The organism is Pseudomonas sp. TE9122 (assembly GCF_056278925.1).
Map to the genome: position 1 here is coordinate 212882 of NZ_JBWBQI010000001.1, position 16667 is coordinate 229548.

Sequence of the window (16667 nt, forward strand, 5' to 3'; positions counted from 1 at the left end):
ACCGTTGAACCCAAGTGATTGAAAGGATATCGCCATGCTGGACTGGAAAAACCGCGCGGGCAGCGCGCCTGAACGTGCCGCCGAGCCCAAGTCGGCCACCCGCAGCTATGTCGGCGGGCTGCTGTTCAGCCGGGCGCTGGCCACAGTGGTCGGTCTGTATTTGCTGGTCACCATCGCGCTGGGCTGGTACTGGAGCCAGGAACCGGAGCTGTTTCCGGTGGCGCAGAACGCCCAGGTCGCTGCCGAGAAAGAGGGTAAGCAAATGGTGGTCGGCTACACCACGGTCGAGACCCTGAAGACCGTTGCCGGCACCTTGCTCAACAAGCCGGGCGGTTACATTTCCAATGATCGTTTCCCGCCGGGCCTGTGGATGGACAACACGCCGAGCTGGGAATATGGCGTGCTGGTGCAGGTGCGTGACCTGACCCGCGCCCTGCGCAAGGATTTTGCCCGTTCGCAATCACAGTCCGCCGAAGACGCCGATCTGGCCAAGGCCGAACCACGCTTCAACTTCGATAACAAGAGCTGGGTGCTGCCGTCCAGCGAGTCGGAATACCAGGAAGGCATCAACTCCCTGAGCCGTTATCAGTCGCGCTTGTCGGATCCGAATCAGAAAAACGCGCTGTTCTACGCCCGCGCCGACAACCTCAACAACTGGCTGGGCGATGTCGGCACCCGTCTCGGTTCGTTGTCGCAACGCCTGTCGGCCAGTGTCGGCCGGGTCAAGCTCAATACTGCGCTGAAGACCGAAGTTCCGGCGGTCGGCGAAGTGCCGCAGGTTGACGAAGAAGTCGTGGAAACCCCGTGGATGCAGATCGACAACGTGTTCTACGAAGCACGCGGTCAGGCCTGGGCGCTGTCGCATCTGCTGCGCGCCATCGAAGTCGACTTCGCCGATGTGCTGGCGAAGAAGAACGCCACCGTCAGCGTGCGCCAGATCATCCGTGAGCTGGAGGCTTCGCAAGAGCCGGTGTGGAGCCCGATGATCCTCAATGGCAGCGGTTTTGGCGTATTGGCCAACCACTCGCTGGTCATGGCCAACTACATTTCCCGGGCCAACGCTGCAGTGATCGATTTGCGTCAACTGCTCAATCAGGGCTGATACGTGAGCCAGAGCACAAGAGAGGCGGCCCATCGCGCCGCCTCGGACGCCGAACAGATCGCTTGGGTCGACGAGCAGGACAACTTGCTCGGCGCGCTGGTGCGCTCCGACTTGCGCGAGCGTGGGCTGATTGGCCGTGGCACCTACATCATGCTGTTCAATTCCGCCGGTGAGCTGTGCGTGCACCGGCGCACGTTGAGCAAGGCGATTTACCCCGGTTACTGGGATGTTGCCGCAGGCGGCATGGTCCAGGCTGACGAAAGCTACGCCGAGTCGGCGGCGCGCGAGCTTGCAGAAGAGCTGGGCGTCAGCGGCGTCGAACTCATCGCTCACGATCACTTCTACTTCGAAGACACCGGCAACCGCCTGTGGTGTTCGGCGTTTTCCGCCGTGTGGGACGGGCCGCTGAAATTGCAGCCGGAAGAAGTCCTCGAAGCGCGATTCATCCCCGTCGAACAGGTCATGCGCGAAATCAGCGAAAAGCCTTATTGCCCGGACTCTCTGGCCGCGCTGAAGCGCTATCTCAAGGCGCAGCAAAGCAACGTCGCAAAGAACACATGAATTGGCGCCGATTGGCACTTAGCAATCGCGATTTTTGCCGTTACACTGCGCGACCTTTTCAAACTGCACCGAACGCTTCCCAAAAGCGCCGATGCAGTAGCGCTGCCCCTGCCTGAGTGGGGCTTCGCGGTCGCTGACCTTGCCCAAGGTTGCGATCAGTCTTTGTCCTCCCGAGAGGATTGCCGGTGGCCAAGAAAGCCGCATCCTTCGCCGCCCTGGGCGGCCTGGTATTTTCCACCGACGCAGGTCGTCATTGCCCGGAATGCAGCAAGCCGGTGGACGCCTGTATCTGCAAACAAACCGTGATTCCGGCCGGTGACGGCATTGCCCGCGTGCGTCGCGAAAGCAAAGGGCGTGGCGGCAAGACGGTGACCACCATCACCGGCGTGCCTCTGGCCGAAGACGCGCTCAAGGAGCTGGCGACGACGTTGAAGAAACGTTGTGGCACCGGCGGGGCGTTGAAGGACGGCATCATCGAAATCCAGGGCGATCACGTCGAGCTACTCTTGGCAGAGCTGATCAAACACGGTTTCAAAGCGAAGAAATCCGGCGGCTAGCAGCCTCTGTGAAACCCTCCGGCGGCTTGATCCGGCTTCGAGTGTTCTCGGATCCGGCGTCGTCGCCATGGTTTTCACAGAGCCTGTTCATGACCGGTTTCTAAACTCCACGCAGTCAGTGCGGTCTACCGCCGCACTGACGAACCGTCATTTTCATTCTTTAGACTGCGCCGGCCTGCACTTCAGGCGACGCACTCTGACTTCTTTATAGGGGACTTCGATGTCCGTACGACGCACACGTAAAGACGATGGCAGCCAATGGACAGTTGCGGACAGCCGCAGCGTTTACGGGATTCGCCATTGGGGGGCCGGGTATTTCGCGATCAATGAAGCCGGTCGCGTCGAAGTACGTCCGAACGGCCCGAGCAGCTCGCCTATCGATCTGTTCGAGCAAGTCGACCAACTGCGCAAGAGCGGTTTGTCCTTGCCGCTGCTGGTGCGGTTCCCCGACATCCTGCAAGACCGTGTCCGTCAGTTGACCGGTGCTTTCGATTCGAACATCGAGCGCCTGGAATACCAGAGCAAATACACTGCGCTGTACCCGATCAAGGTCAACCAGCAGGAAGCGGTGATCGAGAACATCATCGCCACCCAGAACGTTTCCATCGGTCTGGAAGCCGGCTCCAAGCCTGAACTGCTGGCCGTGCTGGCGCTGGCGCCGAAGGGCGGCACCATCGTCTGCAACGGTTACAAGGACCGCGAGTTTATCCGTCTGGCGCTGATGGGCCAGAAGCTCGGCCATAACGTGTTCATCGTCATCGAGAAAGAATCCGAAGTCGGCCTGGTGATCGAAGAAGCCGCCTCGCTGAAGGTCAAGCCGCAGGTGGGTCTGCGCGTGCGCCTGTCGTCGCTGGCCTCGTCGAAATGGGCCGACACCGGTGGCGAAAAATCCAAATTCGGCCTGTCGGCGGCGCAACTGCTGTCGGTGGTCGAGCGCTTCCGTGGCGCCGGTCTGGATCAGGGCATCCGCCTGCTGCACTTCCACATGGGTTCGCAGATTGCCAACCTCGCTGACTATCAGCACGGCTTCAAGGAAGCGATCCGTTATTACGGCGAATTGCGCAACCTCGGTCTGCCGGTCGATCACATCGACGTCGGCGGCGGCCTCGGTGTCGACTACGACGGCACGCATTCGCGCAACGCCAGTTCGATCAACTACGACATGGACGATTACGCCGGTGTCGTGGTCGGCATGCTCAAGGAATTCTGCGACGCGCAGAGTCTGCCGCATCCGCACATCTTCTCCGAGAGTGGCCGTTCGCTGACCGCGCACCACGCAATGCTGGTTGTGCAGGTCACCGACGTCGAGAAACACAACGACGAAATCCCGCTGATCGAAAACAAGGAAAGCCTGCCGGAAACCGTGCAGTGGCTGGTCGATCTGCTCGGCCCGACCGACATCGAAATGGTCACCGAAACTTACTGGCGCGCCACGCACTACATGAGCGACGTGGCCGCGCAGTATGCCGACGGCAAGCTGACCCTGGCGGAAAAAGCCCTCGCCGAGCAGTGCTACTTCGCCGTGTGCCGTCGCTTGCACAACTCGCTGAAAGCGCGTCAGCGTTCGCACCGCCAGGTGCTCGACGAACTCAACGACAAGCTGGCCGACAAGTACATCTGCAACTTCTCGGTGTTCCAGAGCCTGCCGGACACCTGGGCGATCGATCAGGTGTTGCCGATCATCCCGCTGCATCGCCTCGACGAAGAGCCGCTGCGCCGCGCGGTGCTGCAGGATCTGACCTGCGACTCCGATGGCAAGATCAACCAGTACGTCGACGAGCAGAGCATCGAAACCAGCCTGCCGGTGCACGCGTTGAATGAAGGCGAAGATTACCTGCTGGGCGTGTTCCTGGTCGGCGCCTATCAGGAAATCCTCGGTGACATGCATAACCTGTTCGGTGACACCGACTCGGTGAACATCTACCAGAACGCCGATGGCAGCGTGTACCACGCTGGTATCGAGACCCACGACACCATCGAAGACATGCTGCGTTACGTGCACTTGTCGCCGGAAGAACTGATGACGCACTACCGCGACAAGTGCGCCAGTGCCCGCATCAGTGCCAGCGAGCGCACGCAGTTCCTCGATGCCTTGCGTCTGGGCCTGACCCGCTCCTCCTATCTGTCTTCCTGAGACCCGATAGCGTTCCGCCCGGGTTGTCCGATTTTTTTCCGCAAGCTGTGGAAAATTCGGATAACCCGGTGGGACATCTCCTGATTTTTTCACGAAAACCTGTGCGATCACGGTCAGCAAACTCATCTGGTCTGCTTTTCGCGTAGGTCATTTCCTAAGTTGTACTTCGCCTCTCTACTCGGCCATGCCTCTCGGCGAGAATCCCCGGCCGCCCCTCCTGTAGAGATCCGCCCATGTTCGATCCAGTCAACGAGCCGTCGTTTCGTCTCGATGTAGCGGGCCTGTCCGACCCCTTCGAAGTTCTCGCCTTTACCGGAAGGGAAGCGCTCAGCGAACCCTTTGCCTTCGAGATCGATGTGGTGATCGACGATCCGCATCTGGATCTTGCCAGCCTGCTGCATCGTTCTGCGTTCCTGTGCTTCGGCTCGCCCGGCCAGGGTGTGCACGGGCAGTTGCACAGCCTTGTCCAGCACGAGCATGGCCATGGCTTGCGCTTGTGTCGAGTGCGTCTCGGACCGAGGCTCGACTGCCTCGACCTGCGCTTGAGCCAGCGCATTTTCAGCGGCCGCTGCGTGCCGCAGATCATCGAACAGGTTCTGCGCGAGCATGGCATCGTCGGCTTGCAACGACGTTTTGACCTGCATAGCGACTACCCGACCCGCACCTTCTGCACGCAATACCGCGAATCCGATCTGCAACTGCTCCAGCGCCTGTGCGCAGAGGCGCGCATTCACTATTACTTCGAGCATCACCGCGACAGGCACTGCCTGGTGTTCGGCGACGATCCGACACGGATGCCCCATGCAGACGTCGCGCCCTATCAGGGCGAGCATGACCAGCGTGGCGTCGCTCCAGCCGTCCGCCAATGGCAACTGCACGAAGACTCGCAGGCCAGCCAGCGAGGCCCCAGTGCCGAAGGCCACAGCGATCTGCCCGCCTTGCGCAGCGGTCAGTGGTTGCCCCTGGACGACCATCCTTTCATCGAATGCAACCGCCCATGGTTGCTGACCCGCATCGAGCACCGGGCCGATCAGTCTCTCGAACCGCCCTATTGCAATCGCCTGTTCGCGGCCGCGCGGGTACCCGTCTGTGCGCCCGCCGCTGCGCAGTCCAAGCAGCGCATGCACAGCCTGCAGCGAGCCTGGGTGGTCACCGTCGATGAGCCGCAGCCGGATTGCTCGCGGCCGGTGGCGGTGCAATTCGACTGGCTCTATCAGGGCGAAGGGGCTTCGCCAAGTCATTGCTGGCTGCCCCTCGCGCCTGACTTGAACGAGCTGCCCTCGGCGGCACTCGCTGATGGTGTGGAAGTGGTGGTGAGTTTTCTTGAGGGCGATCCCGATCAGCCGGTGGTCAGTGGCGTGCTCCAGCCCTCAGTGTTGCCAGAGGCTGCGGTCGAGGACGATGATCCGGTATCGCTCCCAGAACTGCTGGTGAGCGATGGGTTGCAGCAACTGTTGCAGTCTGGCGAGCCGTTGCTGCTGCTGTGCCTGATGCCGGGCGGTGGCAGCTTCAACCACTGCGCCGAGTCCGTGTGCAGTTGCCGGCTGCTCACCGCGCTCGATCAGAGCAGCGCACGATGAGCGGCGCGGCGCTTGAGCCCATGGCGCAATGGCTGTTGCTCGATACCCCGGACGCGGCACGCGCCCTGCTGACCTTGCGCCAGGGCTTTGCCGATGTGCAGCGTCACCGATTGTTTGACGGCACCGAATTTCAGCCGGTCAGCGAGCACGGTCCGGTCCTCGTCGACTTGCGCGAGAGTCCGGCATTGACCGCCTTGTGCCTGCACGATCCGGACACCTGGCGTGGCCTGTTGCTGAGCTGCGAGATACCGGCGCAGCAGCTGCTCAGCCACTTGCAGCGCATGCTTACCGTCTCGTTCGGTTTGAATCACCGGGCCTTGCTCAGCTATTACAACCGTCAGACCGCCAGCTATTTCTTCGACGCCTGCGACGCCGCGCAACTGAGTCGCTGGCTCGGGCCAATCCGCCAGTTGCGCTGGTTTGGCGGCACCTGGGCCGACCGCGCCATCGGCAGTCAGGGCTGGCAACAGCTGCGCAATCCCGGCCTGCTCGTCGAACCTTTGGGCATCGAAGAAAGCCTGACCCGGCGCCAGCGCGAACGCTTGCAAACCTGTCTGCTGGAGCAGCACATCTGGCGCTGGTGCCAGTCTCTGAGCGTTGATTACCAGACGATCGCTGTGCATGTGCAACAAGGTCTGGCGCTGGGTTTCAGCGATCGTGCTGTGCTCGATGGCTGGCTGTGGCTGCGCCTGCTCAATCCGCGCGCCGTGCTGGTTGTGCCGCCGGCCGGATTGACGCAGCCGGAACGGCTCGACTTTCTGCGTCGGCAGTGGGGCGCAGGCTGACTGTCCGTCAGTGAGCCTTGCCGCTGAACCAGCCATCGCGGCGCTTCAGCCACAGGGCTTGCGCGCCAAGGGTCACGCTGCGCAAGACCATGAACAGCAGAAAAGATATCCACAGGCCGTGATTGCCCAAGGCCTGCAAATACCAGGCGAACGGCAGCAACAGCAGCACCGTCAGCAGCATGCCGTTGCGCATTTCCCGCGCACGGGTGGCGCCGATGAACAGGCCGTCGAGCAGGTAACTCCACACCGCAATCAGCGGCAGCACGGCGAGGTAGGGCAGGTAGATGAATGCGGTGTCGCGCACGCTCTGAATATCGGTCTGCATCTCGATGAACAGGTGCCCCGCCAGCAGAAACAGCACGGCAAACCCGAGGCTGGCGATCAGCGACCAGCCGCCGGCCACCACCAGCGATCGACGCAATGCCAGGCGATCCCGCGCGCCAATGGCATGGCCGCACAAGGCTTCGACTGCGTGGGCCAGGCCATCCAGTGCGTGGGCCGTCAGCAGCAGGCCGTTGAGCAGCAGCGCGTTGGCCGCTACGGTCGCATCGCCGAGCCGTGCGCCCTGCACGGTGATCAGGAAAAACACCGATTGCAGGGCGAGGCTGCGGATGAAAATGTCACGGTTGACAGCCAGCAGCGGCCGCCAGCTCTGCCAGACTCTCAGCGCCGACCAGATGATCTGCCCCGGATAGGCGCGCAATGCCGTGCGCGTCAGCCACAGGCCGAGCAGGGCGCCGCTCCATTCGGCGATTACCGAAGCCCGCGCCGAGCCGACCACGCCCCAGTCCAGGCCAATCACAAACCACAGGTTGAGCACGATGTTGATCAGGTTGGTGCTCAGCAGAATCGCCAGCGGCGCTCGGGCGTTCTGCGTGCCGAGGAACCAGCCGACCAGCGCATACGTCGCCAGCGCGGCGGGCAGGCCAAACAGGCGCGTGTGGAAAAACTCCCGGGTCAGCTGATCCAGTTCAGCCGACGGTTGCATGAAGTGCAGGGCAACGCCGCTGAGCGGCATGCCAAGAGTGCCGAGCACGACGGCCAGCCCCATCGCCAGCAGCAGGCCCTGCAAGAGAATCTGCCGCAACGCCGCGCCATCGCTGCGCCCGGCAGCCTGCGCGGCAAATCCGGTGGTGCCCATGCGCAGAAAACCCATCGCCCAGGCAAGAAACGTGTACAGACTGGCGCCGACCGCCACCGCGCCCAATTGATGGGCATGGGGCAAGTGACCGATGACAGTGCTGTCGACCAGCGCCACCAGCGGCACGGAAATATTGGAAAGAATCATCGGCGCGGCGAGCGCCCAGACCTTGCGGTGAGTCGGGCGGTCGCGCCAGTCGGTAATCAGAGAGGACATGCAGGCTCCTTGGGGGAGCGGGGATTGTAGCGGCAGAAACACCCTCACCCCAGCCCTCTCCCAGAGGGAGAGGGGGCCGATCTTCGTCGCTCTCAAGCGTGAGTTCGACTCGATATTGCAGGTCGGTGGAGAATTTCAAAGCAACGCGGTCAGCTCCCTCTCTCTCCGGGAATGGGAGAGGGGGCCGATCTTCGTCGCTCTCAAGCGTGAGTTCGACTCGATATTCCAGGTCGGTGGAGAATTTCAAAGCAACGCGGTCAGCTCCCTCTCCCTCTGGGAGAGGGCTGGGGTGAGGGGCTTTTGAAGCGCTAGTGAATAATCCAGCTCAACAACCACAACCCCAGCAACAACCAGATGATCCCGGCAATGATCGACGCGTTCATGAATGCCCGGATCGCCGACCACAGCAGCATCAGGCCTACGATCAGGGCGATGATGCTGATGATCGAGGTGTCCATCCCCAGCGTCTGCGCCAGGCCGTCGACAAAGTTGCCGCCGGCGTTGCTGAGCATATTGAACAGGCCACTGAGGCCGTCGACGATAAAGCGGATGATCGAACCGAGTGCCTGGCCGAGCCATTCGAAAAAGCTTTCTACACGCATGTGTGCATCCCTGATGAAAGAGCTGAGCCTTGGGCCACGCCGAGGGCGGCCGAGTTCCCTGCATGATAGAAGGTTTGCCCGGATCATGTGTGGGAGCGAGCCTGCTCGCGAAGGGGGCGTGTCAGGCAAATCCGGTCTGGATGATCCATCGCTTTCGCGAGCAGGCTCGCTCCCACAATAGATCATCTGCGCTGCTTGCCTTCAGCCCGCATCCCCCCGAAGCTATGCGTCTTCAGGAGAGCCCGATGAACCTTGTTGAACTGACCGAACGCCTGCATGCCATTCGCGACCGCAATGACTGGCGGCAATTTCACAGCCCGAAAAACCTCGCCATGGCCGCCAGCGTGGAAATGGCCGAGCTGGTGGAAATCTTCCAGTGGCTGACAGAAGACCAGTCGCGCCAGTTGCCGGCGGACAAGCTCGCCCACGCCGGGCAGGAAGTCGGCGATATCGTCCTGTATCTGTTGCTGCTGTGCAGCGAACTGGGCCTGGACATGAATGAAGTGGTGCGCGCCAAGCTCGCCGACAGCGAACGGCGGTTCAGCTGATGAGCGACCGTCATTTCGATCAGTTGGCCACGCGCTTCGCGGAAAAAATCTACGGCGGCGCCAAAGGCGCGATTCGCCTCGCGGTATTGCAGGCCGATCTGACCGAGGCTTTGCCGGATCGTCCGCTGCGCGTGCTGGATATCGGCGGGGGCCTTGGGCACATGTCGCTGTGGCTGGCCGAGCGCGGCCATGACGTCACCTTCACCGAGCCGGCTGAGCCGATGCTCGAGGGTGCGCGCCAGCGTTTTGCCGAAGCCGGACACACCGCGACATTCATACAGGCGCCGTGGCAGGAACTGCCCGGTCAGCTCACCGAGCCCTACGATCTGGTGATCTGCCACGCCGTGCTGGAATGGCTCGCCGAACCCCACGCGATCCTGCCGGTGCTGCATCAGTTGACCAAGCCTGGCGGCTGGCTGTCGCTGGCGTTCTACAACCGTGATGCGCTGATTTATCGCAATCTGCTCAAGGGCCATTTCAAGAAAATGCGCAAGAACGTCATGGCCGGCGAGAAGCAGAGCCTGACCCCGCAGCAGCCTCTCGACCCACGGGAATTGGCAACGCAACTCGCCGGTATGTGGCAGGTCGAAAGTCAGAGCGGCGTACGGGTATTTCACGATTACATGCCGGTGGAATTCCAGGCCCGCGCCGAACTGGCGGACTTGCTGGAAATGGAACTCGCGCACCGTCGTCACCCAGGCTTCGCCGGGCTTGGGCGTTACTTGCACTGGATCTGCCGGCCGATCTGAGCGGAGCGCGACATGAAAGCTCAATGCGGGTTATTGCTGATAAGTCTGGGGTTGGCCGCTTGCCAAGGCAGCAACCCCTACGTGGCGCAGTCACGGCCGTTGCCGCCGGCACCGCCGCAAGCCGCCACCACCTTCGACCGCAGCGCCTACCCGGCGCCGCCGCGTGATTACGGGCGCTACCGCAACTGGGCCTGGCGCAACGGGCAGTTGCCGCCGGGCACGGCGTGGGCCGACTCGGCGCAGGTGGCCGAGGCGGTCAGCAACGCCCTCGACCAGCGCGGCTTGCGGCCGATGCGCGACAACCGCCCGGCGGACCTGCTGGTCAGCGCCGACCTGCGTCTGGAAACCCGTTTGCGTCAGGTGCGCGATGATTACGGCTACTACGGCGGATACGGCGGCTATGATCGTTATGGTCGCGGTTACGGCATGTACAACAGCGTGCCGATCGTGCGCACCTATCAAGAGCAGGTCGTAGTGGTGCGGGTCGATCTGTTCGATGCCGGCAATGGTCAGCCGGTGTGGAGCGCCAGCGCCGAAACCGGCACCCAGGGCAATCAGATCGAACGCGCCGATGCGATCCGCGAGGCTGTGGAAAAAGCCATGGCGGCGTATCCTCCCAGCTGACCTGGTGTCAGCAGGTTCATGTCTTCACTCGGAGAAAAATCATGTTCCGCCGTCTCGCTCTACTGGCTGTTGCCGCGCTGCTCAGTGCCTGCGCTGCCAACCAGGTCAATCACGATTTCGACGCCAGCCGCGACTTTGCCGCTTATCGCAGCTGGAGCTGGAAAGACCCGGCCCTGCAATATCGCCCCGATGATCCGCGCATCAAAAGTGACCTGACCGAACAGCGCATCCGCCAGGCGGTGTCCGATCAACTCGATCAGCGCGGTTTGCGCCCGGCCGCTGGCGGTGGCAAGGGTGATCTGAGCGTGCAGACCTACCTGATCGTCGAGGACCGGCAGCAGCAAGTGACGACCAATTACGGCGGCGGTTGGGGTGGCCCGTGGAACGGCTACTGGGGCGCGCCGATGTACAACGAAACGCGCAACATCACCTACAAGGTCGCGACCATTCAGATCGACCTGCTCGACGGCAAGGACGGCAAACTGGTCTGGCGCGGCAGCGATGAGCAAATGCTCAGCAACCGCCCGAATCCGGCTGACCGCAGCAATGCCATTCGCGAGACCGTCGCACGGATTCTGGCCAACTATCCACCGCGTTGAACCGCTCTGAACCGTCCCTGTGGGAGCGAGCCTGCTCGCGAAGGCGGTGTGTCATTCAGCATTGAATCCTCTGGCACGACGCTTTCGCGAGCAGGCTCGCTCCCACCGTGGCGGTGGTGACAGGAATGGCGCCACGCCAGCACTCTCGACCGACCGCGTCTACACTCTTTTTCATTAACGGAGGTAGCGCTCGGCACTGCGCCGGCAAAGGAGTGCGCCATGTCGCGAGGATCGCAAGGCAACGGCCCGGCCCGGCAACGCGGGGCGATCGGCTTGATGGCGGCCGCCACCCTGAGTCTGGCGCTGGTGATGATGTTGCTGGTGGTCGACAGCGGTCGCCTGTACATGGAACAGCGCAAATTGCAGCGGGTGGTGGATACCGCCGCCCTCGAAGCGGTCAGTCGCGGCGGCAATTGCCTGCCCGGGCTGACCGCCGCCAGTTATGCCGGGCAAAGTGCGCTGCGCAATGGTTACGTGGTCGATGCCGCCAATACGCTCGCGACCACCTGCGGCACGCTGGCCACCGCCGCCAGTGGTGTGCGCAGTTTCACCGTCGATGCCACGCAATCAAGCGCAGTCAAAGTCGCCGCCAGTCGTACGGTCACCAGCAGTTTTGCTGGCGGTGTGCAGGCGCTGTTCAGCGCCACGCCGGTCAGCCTCAATACCACCCTCAATGCATCGGCAGTCGCGGCCAAACCGCAGCCGACCGTCGCCCAACTGAATATCCGCAGCACCCTCGCCAGCATCGACACGGCGCAGTCGAACATCTTCAATCCGCTGTTTTCCGGGTTGCTCGGCGGCAACGTCAACCTCACGGCGTTGGGCTGGGACGGTTTGCTGCACACCGATATCAACCTGCTCAAATACCTCGATCAACTGGCGATCGACCTCAACGTCGGCGCCGGCAATTACACGCAGTTGCTCAATACCCAAGCGACCGTGACGCAACTGATTCAGGCAGCGGCGACGGTGGTGCAGCTCAACGGCGCAACCGCGCAAGTGGTCACCGCGCTGGGCCAGTTGCAGGTCGCCGCGATCAACGCGGCGCCGGTCAGACTCGGCGAGATCCTGCAACTGCAGACCGGCACTACGGCGGCGGGGCTGGATGCCAATCTGCAATTGCTGCAACTGGTGCAGGGCGTGGTGCAACTGGCCAACAGCAAGAGCGCGGTGGCGGCGACCTTGCCGGTCAACGTGCTGGGGCTGGCCGGTGTCACGGTGCGGGTGAAGGTGATCGAGCCGCCGCAGTTCTCGGCGATTGGCGACCCAGCGCGGGCCAAGGCCGATCCGTTGGGGCCGGACCGGATTTATGTGCGCACGGCGCAGGTGCGCACGTTGTTGTCGGTGAATCTGCCGGTGCTCACGGGGGTGACGGGGCTGACCAATGCGGTGCTGGGCCTGGTCGGTACGCTGACGCCGACGCTCAATGCGCTGTTGAGCCTGAATCTGGTGGACACGCTCAATTCAGTGTTCTGCCTGTTGGGTGCCGGCTGCCAACAGCTCGATCCGAAGCTGCTGCCCTCACCGCAAATCGACATCGCGCTGGATGCCGGCGGGGCGAAAAGCTATGTCACCGATTACCGCTGCCCGACCGGCGATACCGACAGCAAAAGCCTGACTGCCGCCACCACAACCTCTCTGGCTGATCTCAAACTCGGCAAGATCGATCCCGTCGCCGCGTTCTCTTCAGTCGCCGAACCAACCGTGACGCCGTTGCCGCTGGTCGATCTCGGCATCATCACCTGCCACAAGATTCTCGGCATCGGCAGTTGCGATGCCGCCTCCCACGTGCAATACGGCGCGGGCGGCATCGCCCTCAAACTCGACACCAGCGTCGCGCAGACCACGCAGAATCTGCTGTTTTCCAGCACCACTCCCTTCGCCACCCCGGCCAATCTGAAACTGCCACCGAGCCTGCTGCCGGCCGCGCCGACCAGCAACATCGTCGGCAGCCTGGCAAACACGCTGTCCGGCATCAACCTGATCGTCTACAAACCCGTGGGCAGCAATCCGCTGGGCGCCATCGTCACCGGTGTGGCTTCACTGATCAGCGATGTCAGCAACCGCTTGTTGCCGGTGGTCACCGGTTTGATCAGCCCATTGCTTGATCCGCTGTTGAACAATCTGCTCAAGGGTCTGGGCATCAATCTGATGAACACCGAGGTGGGCGCCAACATGACCTGCGGGCAGACCGGCAAGGCCTATCTGGTGATCTGATCGTCGCTGGCGATCGGCAATTCGATGCAGAACCGTGCGCCCTCCGTGGAGTTGCGCACGCTCAACTGGCCGCCCATGTTGGCGATGATGCCGTAGCTCACCGACAGGCCCAGGCCGGTGCCGACGCCAATCGGCTTGGTGGTGAAGAACGGCTCGAAGATCCGCTCCAGCAAACGCGGATCGATGCCGCCGCCATTGTCCTCGACCCACAGCCGCACGCTTTCCTCGTCACGCTCGGCGTAGATTGAAATCCACGGTTTGAATGCCGGGTCGTGCTCGCGCTTGCCGAGCAGCGCGTCGCGGGCGTTGACCATCAGGTTGATCAGCACCTGCTCCAGCTGATCGACGTAGCCGCGCACCTGCGCCTCGAAGGCAGTTTCGCTGATGCGCAGATCGACACCTTTGCCGCGCATGCCCTCGGCCAGCAGTGACAGGGTGCCTTCGATGGCTTGGGCCGGGTTGAACAATTGTTGTTCGATTTCCGAGCGGCGACCGAACACACGCATGTGGTCGACCACCTTCGCTGCGCGTTGAACCTGAGCGTCGATACGGTTGAGTTTGTCGGTCAGATAATCGACCTGCACATCACCGTTGCCGAGGCGCTTGAGCACGTTGACGATGGCCATGCGCATCACGTTGAGCGGCTGGTTGATTTCGTGGGCGAGGCCGGTGGCCATTTCGCCGAGGGTAGCCATTTTCGCGCTTTGCGTGAGTTGCTGTTGTGAGCGGCGCACCTCGGTGTTGTCGCGGCCCACCGCTTGCACTTCGATCAACTGCCCATGCTCATCGAACACGCCGCGATCCGACCAGACCCACCAGGCGTGTTCGCGTCCGGGCAATTGCAGGCTGATTTCGGCGGTGCTCACTGGCTGTTCCGGGGTCAGTTGGCTCAGGCGCTGCACAAACGCGCCGCGCTGTTCTTCGGACATCCAGCCACCCAGATCAACGCCGGGCAGTTGTTCCGGGGTGCATTCCAGATAAGTCGCCAAGGGTCGGTTGCCAAAGATCAGCGTCAGGTCCGGGCGATAACGGCAGATCATCGCCGGCGAATCCTCTACCAGAATCCGGTAGCGCTCCTCGCTCTGCCGCACCTGCTCGGCGGCAAGCGTCGCGTCGGTGACATCCAGCCACAGGCCCACCGCCTCGACCGGCAGCCCGAGATCATTGCGCAGCAGTTTCGCCTCATCGAGCAGCCAGTGGTACTCGCCACGGCTGTCGCGCAGGCGATAACGCGCACGCACCGAGCCTTCGCGCAGCAACTGGCGGTTGCGCTGGAAATACAGTTCGCGGTCGTCGGGGTGCACGCGCTCGACCAGCGCTGTCGTGTCGCAATCTTCCAGCGTCCAGCCCAGCAAGGGTTGCAGGCTGGCGCTAAAAAAATCCGGAACCAGTGCGCCTTCTGCATAGCGCTGCACGTAGATCACCGCCGGTGAACTGGCAATCAGATTATCCAGCCGCGCATGGGCGGCAGCGGCGCGCTGTTGTTGATTCTGGATGTCGCTGATGTCGAGCATGAACCCGACCAGACGCCGATGCTCACCGGTGCCGCTGACCTGGCCCTGAATCCGATACCACGTCGCCGCTGCGCCGACCTCCGCGCGGTGCAGACGCACGCTCAGGGTCAGCGCTTCTCCTTGCAGTTGCAGGGCGCGCAAACGGCTGCGCAATTCGTCGCGATCGGCGGGATGAAACAGCGACAGCCAGTCTTCTACCGGCAGCAGGCGATCGCTGAGATTCAGTGCCGAGGCCAGCGTCGGCGCCAGCGCAATCTGCTCTTCGGCAGTGATTTCCCACCAGCCAGTGCCGAGCAGGTTTTGCAGGGAATCAAGACGCTCCATCGATTGCACATGGCGCTGCTCGCGCAAGCGGCTGAGCAGCGGTCCGGCCAGCGCACCGGCCAGGGTCAGCCAGTCGCGATCGGTCAGCCATGGCGCCACGTTGTCGACCGTGTAAAACCCGCAAAGCAGCCATGCGACCACGCCTTGATCATTGCTGTAGGGCACAGCGAACCCGTTGGCGTTGCCGAACGTGGCCTGCAATCGCGAATGTTCATAGCGGCCCTGCGGGCCGGCGAGGCGTTGCGGTGCGCTGCCGTTGAGGCTGTCCAGCGGCGTGCCCAATGGCTGGCCGTCCTCCCACAGTTGCGGGGCGTCGTGGGCACGAAACTGTTGATGAATCTGCCAGCCCTGGGCCTGTTCATCCAGCAAGGCCACGGCGAGGCAGGGGATGTGCCAGCGCTGGGCGATGGCCTGCAATTGTTCGCCGAGCACCATCGGCAAACGCGTCAGGCTGCAGGTGCGCAGGCGATCGCTGACTTGCGCGGCGAGGGCCTGGCAGGCGTCGCGGTCGCGCGCTTGCTGACGTTCGAGCAACAGGTCGGCGATGTCGAGCAGCTGCAATCGCCAGCCATCCTCCAGCGGCTGCACCCAGCCGCGCAGGTGCAGCGGCTGATCATTCAGGCCGGTGAAATCCAGATCGAGCAATTGCCCGTGCCAGTCCCGCGGCTGGCCTTCGACGCTCAGCAGGCTATGCGGCAGCAGATAGGCGCGAAGCGGCAGCGGCTGACCCTGAGGTTTGTGCTGGGCGAGCAAATGCCGCAGCGGGCCGGCGATCTGCAACACATCGCCGTTGCCATCCAGATAAAAATGCAGGCCGATCGGCGGCGCGCCGAGGTGGTCCGGCAAGTCGTGGGCTGCGACGGGGGCGCGCTTGAGCAAGCGCCCGAAAAGCTTATCGCCGGCGGTCAAAATTGCAGGCTCGAGCGGGCGGTCAGGTGCGTCGGCAGATTAGGCACCGTGCCGATCCCGGGCAGCACCAGAAACGGCATGATCTGATTGAGCTTGCTCACCGGGTAATTGACGCTGACGGTCAGGGTGCCGGTCCCCGCGTCGTACGCCGCACTGGTGTCGGTGCCGACCACCAGATTCAAGGCCGAGGGCAGCCATTGCAGTTGTTGGGTCAGCGCAGCATTGGCGGTGTTGACCACCACCGTCGAATAGTTCGGCGTGGTCGGGTCCACCGCAACGCTGCGGCGCACCGCCTCAGCGGTGGCCTGGTTGAACGATTGCATCATCACGAAGGGCAGGCCGTAGCTGACCAGCCCGTAAAACACTGCGAAAAAGATGATGAACACCAAGGCGAATTCGATCGCCACCGCACCTTTTTGCGACCTGCGAAAGCCGTTTTTCATGCGTGCGTCTACCCTGACAGTCACTGCGTAGTATCAGCATAGAATCAATCAGGCAAAACGGA

Annotated in this window: 16 protein-coding genes; 12 read left to right on the forward strand and 4 right to left on the reverse strand. The window is 62.6% G+C overall.

What is annotated here, in order from left to right; genetic code table 11:
* Positions 1 to 34: 34 nt before the first annotated feature.
* The 6 genes from ACZ9BE_RS00850 to ACZ9BE_RS00875 all read left to right on the forward strand — a co-directional run bounded on the left by ACZ9BE_RS00850 (position 35) and on the right by ACZ9BE_RS00875 (position 6719).
* Positions 35 to 1102, forward strand: a complete 1068-nt coding sequence (locus ACZ9BE_RS00850; protein ID WP_016771859.1) for a DUF2333 family protein — start codon at positions 35 to 37, stop codon at positions 1100 to 1102.
* Positions 1103 to 1105: 3 nt separating this feature from the next.
* A complete protein-coding gene (locus ACZ9BE_RS00855; RefSeq protein ID WP_122508639.1) occupies positions 1106 to 1663 on the forward strand; it encodes an NUDIX hydrolase in 558 nt (185 codons plus the stop codon).
* A 185-nt stretch (positions 1664 to 1848) separates the two neighbouring features.
* A complete protein-coding gene (locus ACZ9BE_RS00860; RefSeq protein WP_007914613.1) occupies positions 1849 to 2220 on the forward strand; it encodes a translation initiation factor Sui1 in 372 nt (123 codons plus the stop codon).
* 220 nt (positions 2221 to 2440) lie between these two features.
* Positions 2441 to 4354, forward strand: coding sequence for an arginine decarboxylase (gene speA, locus ACZ9BE_RS00865; RefSeq protein WP_016771856.1), 1914 nt, complete (start codon positions 2441 to 2443; stop codon positions 4352 to 4354).
* Between the two features lie 233 nt (positions 4355 to 4587).
* Positions 4588 to 5934, forward strand: a complete 1347-nt coding sequence (locus ACZ9BE_RS00870; RefSeq protein ID WP_252883114.1) for a type VI secretion system Vgr family protein — start codon at positions 4588 to 4590, stop codon at positions 5932 to 5934.
* Positions 5931 to 6719 carry a DUF4123 domain-containing protein gene (locus ACZ9BE_RS00875; RefSeq protein WP_476248812.1) on the forward strand — a complete coding sequence of 263 codons (789 nt, stop codon included), beginning with the start codon at positions 5931 to 5933 and terminating at the stop codon, positions 6717 to 6719. Before ACZ9BE_RS00870 ends, ACZ9BE_RS00875 begins: the two co-directional genes overlap by 4 nt.
* Before the next feature lie 7 nt (positions 6720 to 6726).
* Here the strand turns inward: ACZ9BE_RS00875 and ACZ9BE_RS00880 are convergent, their stop codons facing one another.
* A complete protein-coding gene (locus ACZ9BE_RS00880; protein ID WP_476248813.1) occupies positions 6727 to 8076 on the reverse strand; it encodes an MATE family efflux transporter in 1350 nt (449 codons plus the stop codon).
* On the opposite strand from ACZ9BE_RS00880, the gene ACZ9BE_RS00885 reads away from it, so the two are divergent.
* Complete coding sequence (locus ACZ9BE_RS00885) at positions 8075 to 8380, forward strand: hypothetical protein (protein WP_476248814.1); 306 nt, start codon at positions 8075 to 8077, stop codon at positions 8378 to 8380. The genes ACZ9BE_RS00880 and ACZ9BE_RS00885 overlap by 2 nt on opposite strands.
* Before the next feature lie 4 nt (positions 8381 to 8384).
* Here ACZ9BE_RS00885 and ACZ9BE_RS00890 read toward each other — a convergent pair whose 3' ends face one another.
* A complete protein-coding gene (locus tag ACZ9BE_RS00890) occupies positions 8385 to 8678 on the reverse strand; it encodes a hypothetical protein (RefSeq protein ID WP_073471796.1) in 294 nt (97 codons plus the stop codon).
* A 245-nt stretch (positions 8679 to 8923) separates the two neighbouring features.
* On the opposite strand from ACZ9BE_RS00890, the gene ACZ9BE_RS00895 reads away from it, so the two are divergent.
* The 5 genes from ACZ9BE_RS00895 (at position 8924) to ACZ9BE_RS00915 (ending at position 13415) form a co-directional block, all read left to right on the forward strand.
* The gene (locus ACZ9BE_RS00895) at positions 8924 to 9226 is read left to right on the forward strand and encodes a MazG-like family protein (RefSeq protein WP_016771852.1); all 303 of its coding nucleotides are present in this window, start codon (positions 8924 to 8926) and stop codon (positions 9224 to 9226) included.
* Positions 9226 to 9975 (forward strand): methyltransferase domain-containing protein, encoded by a 750-nt coding sequence (locus ACZ9BE_RS00900; protein ID WP_024011431.1) that lies wholly within the window; start codon positions 9226 to 9228, stop codon positions 9973 to 9975. The genes ACZ9BE_RS00895 and ACZ9BE_RS00900 overlap by 1 nt, the downstream gene beginning before the upstream one ends.
* Positions 9976 to 9987: 12 nt before the next feature.
* On the forward strand, positions 9988 to 10599 hold the full coding sequence (locus ACZ9BE_RS00905) for a DUF4136 domain-containing protein (RefSeq protein WP_150638180.1): 612 nt from the start codon (positions 9988 to 9990) through the stop codon (positions 10597 to 10599).
* 41 nt (positions 10600 to 10640) lie between these two features.
* A complete protein-coding gene (locus ACZ9BE_RS00910; protein WP_041480657.1) occupies positions 10641 to 11198 on the forward strand; it encodes a DUF4136 domain-containing protein in 558 nt (185 codons plus the stop codon).
* A gap of 219 nt (positions 11199 to 11417) precedes the next feature.
* Positions 11418 to 13415, forward strand: a complete 1998-nt coding sequence (locus ACZ9BE_RS00915; RefSeq protein WP_476248815.1) for a pilus assembly protein TadG-related protein — start codon at positions 11418 to 11420, stop codon at positions 13413 to 13415.
* On the opposite strand, the gene ACZ9BE_RS00920 is transcribed toward ACZ9BE_RS00915, so the two are convergent.
* Both ACZ9BE_RS00920 and ACZ9BE_RS00925 read right to left on the reverse strand, forming a co-directional pair.
* Entirely contained in the window at positions 13400 to 16162 is a 2763-nt protein-coding gene (locus tag ACZ9BE_RS00920; RefSeq protein WP_476248816.1) for a PAS domain-containing sensor histidine kinase, read from the reverse strand. The genes ACZ9BE_RS00915 and ACZ9BE_RS00920 overlap by 16 nt on opposite strands.
* On the reverse strand, positions 16159 to 16605 hold the full coding sequence (locus ACZ9BE_RS00925) for a TadE/TadG family type IV pilus assembly protein (protein WP_024011435.1): 447 nt from the start codon (positions 16603 to 16605) through the stop codon (positions 16159 to 16161). The genes ACZ9BE_RS00920 and ACZ9BE_RS00925 overlap by 4 nt, the downstream gene beginning before the upstream one ends.
* Positions 16606 to 16667: the final 62 nt, after the last annotated feature.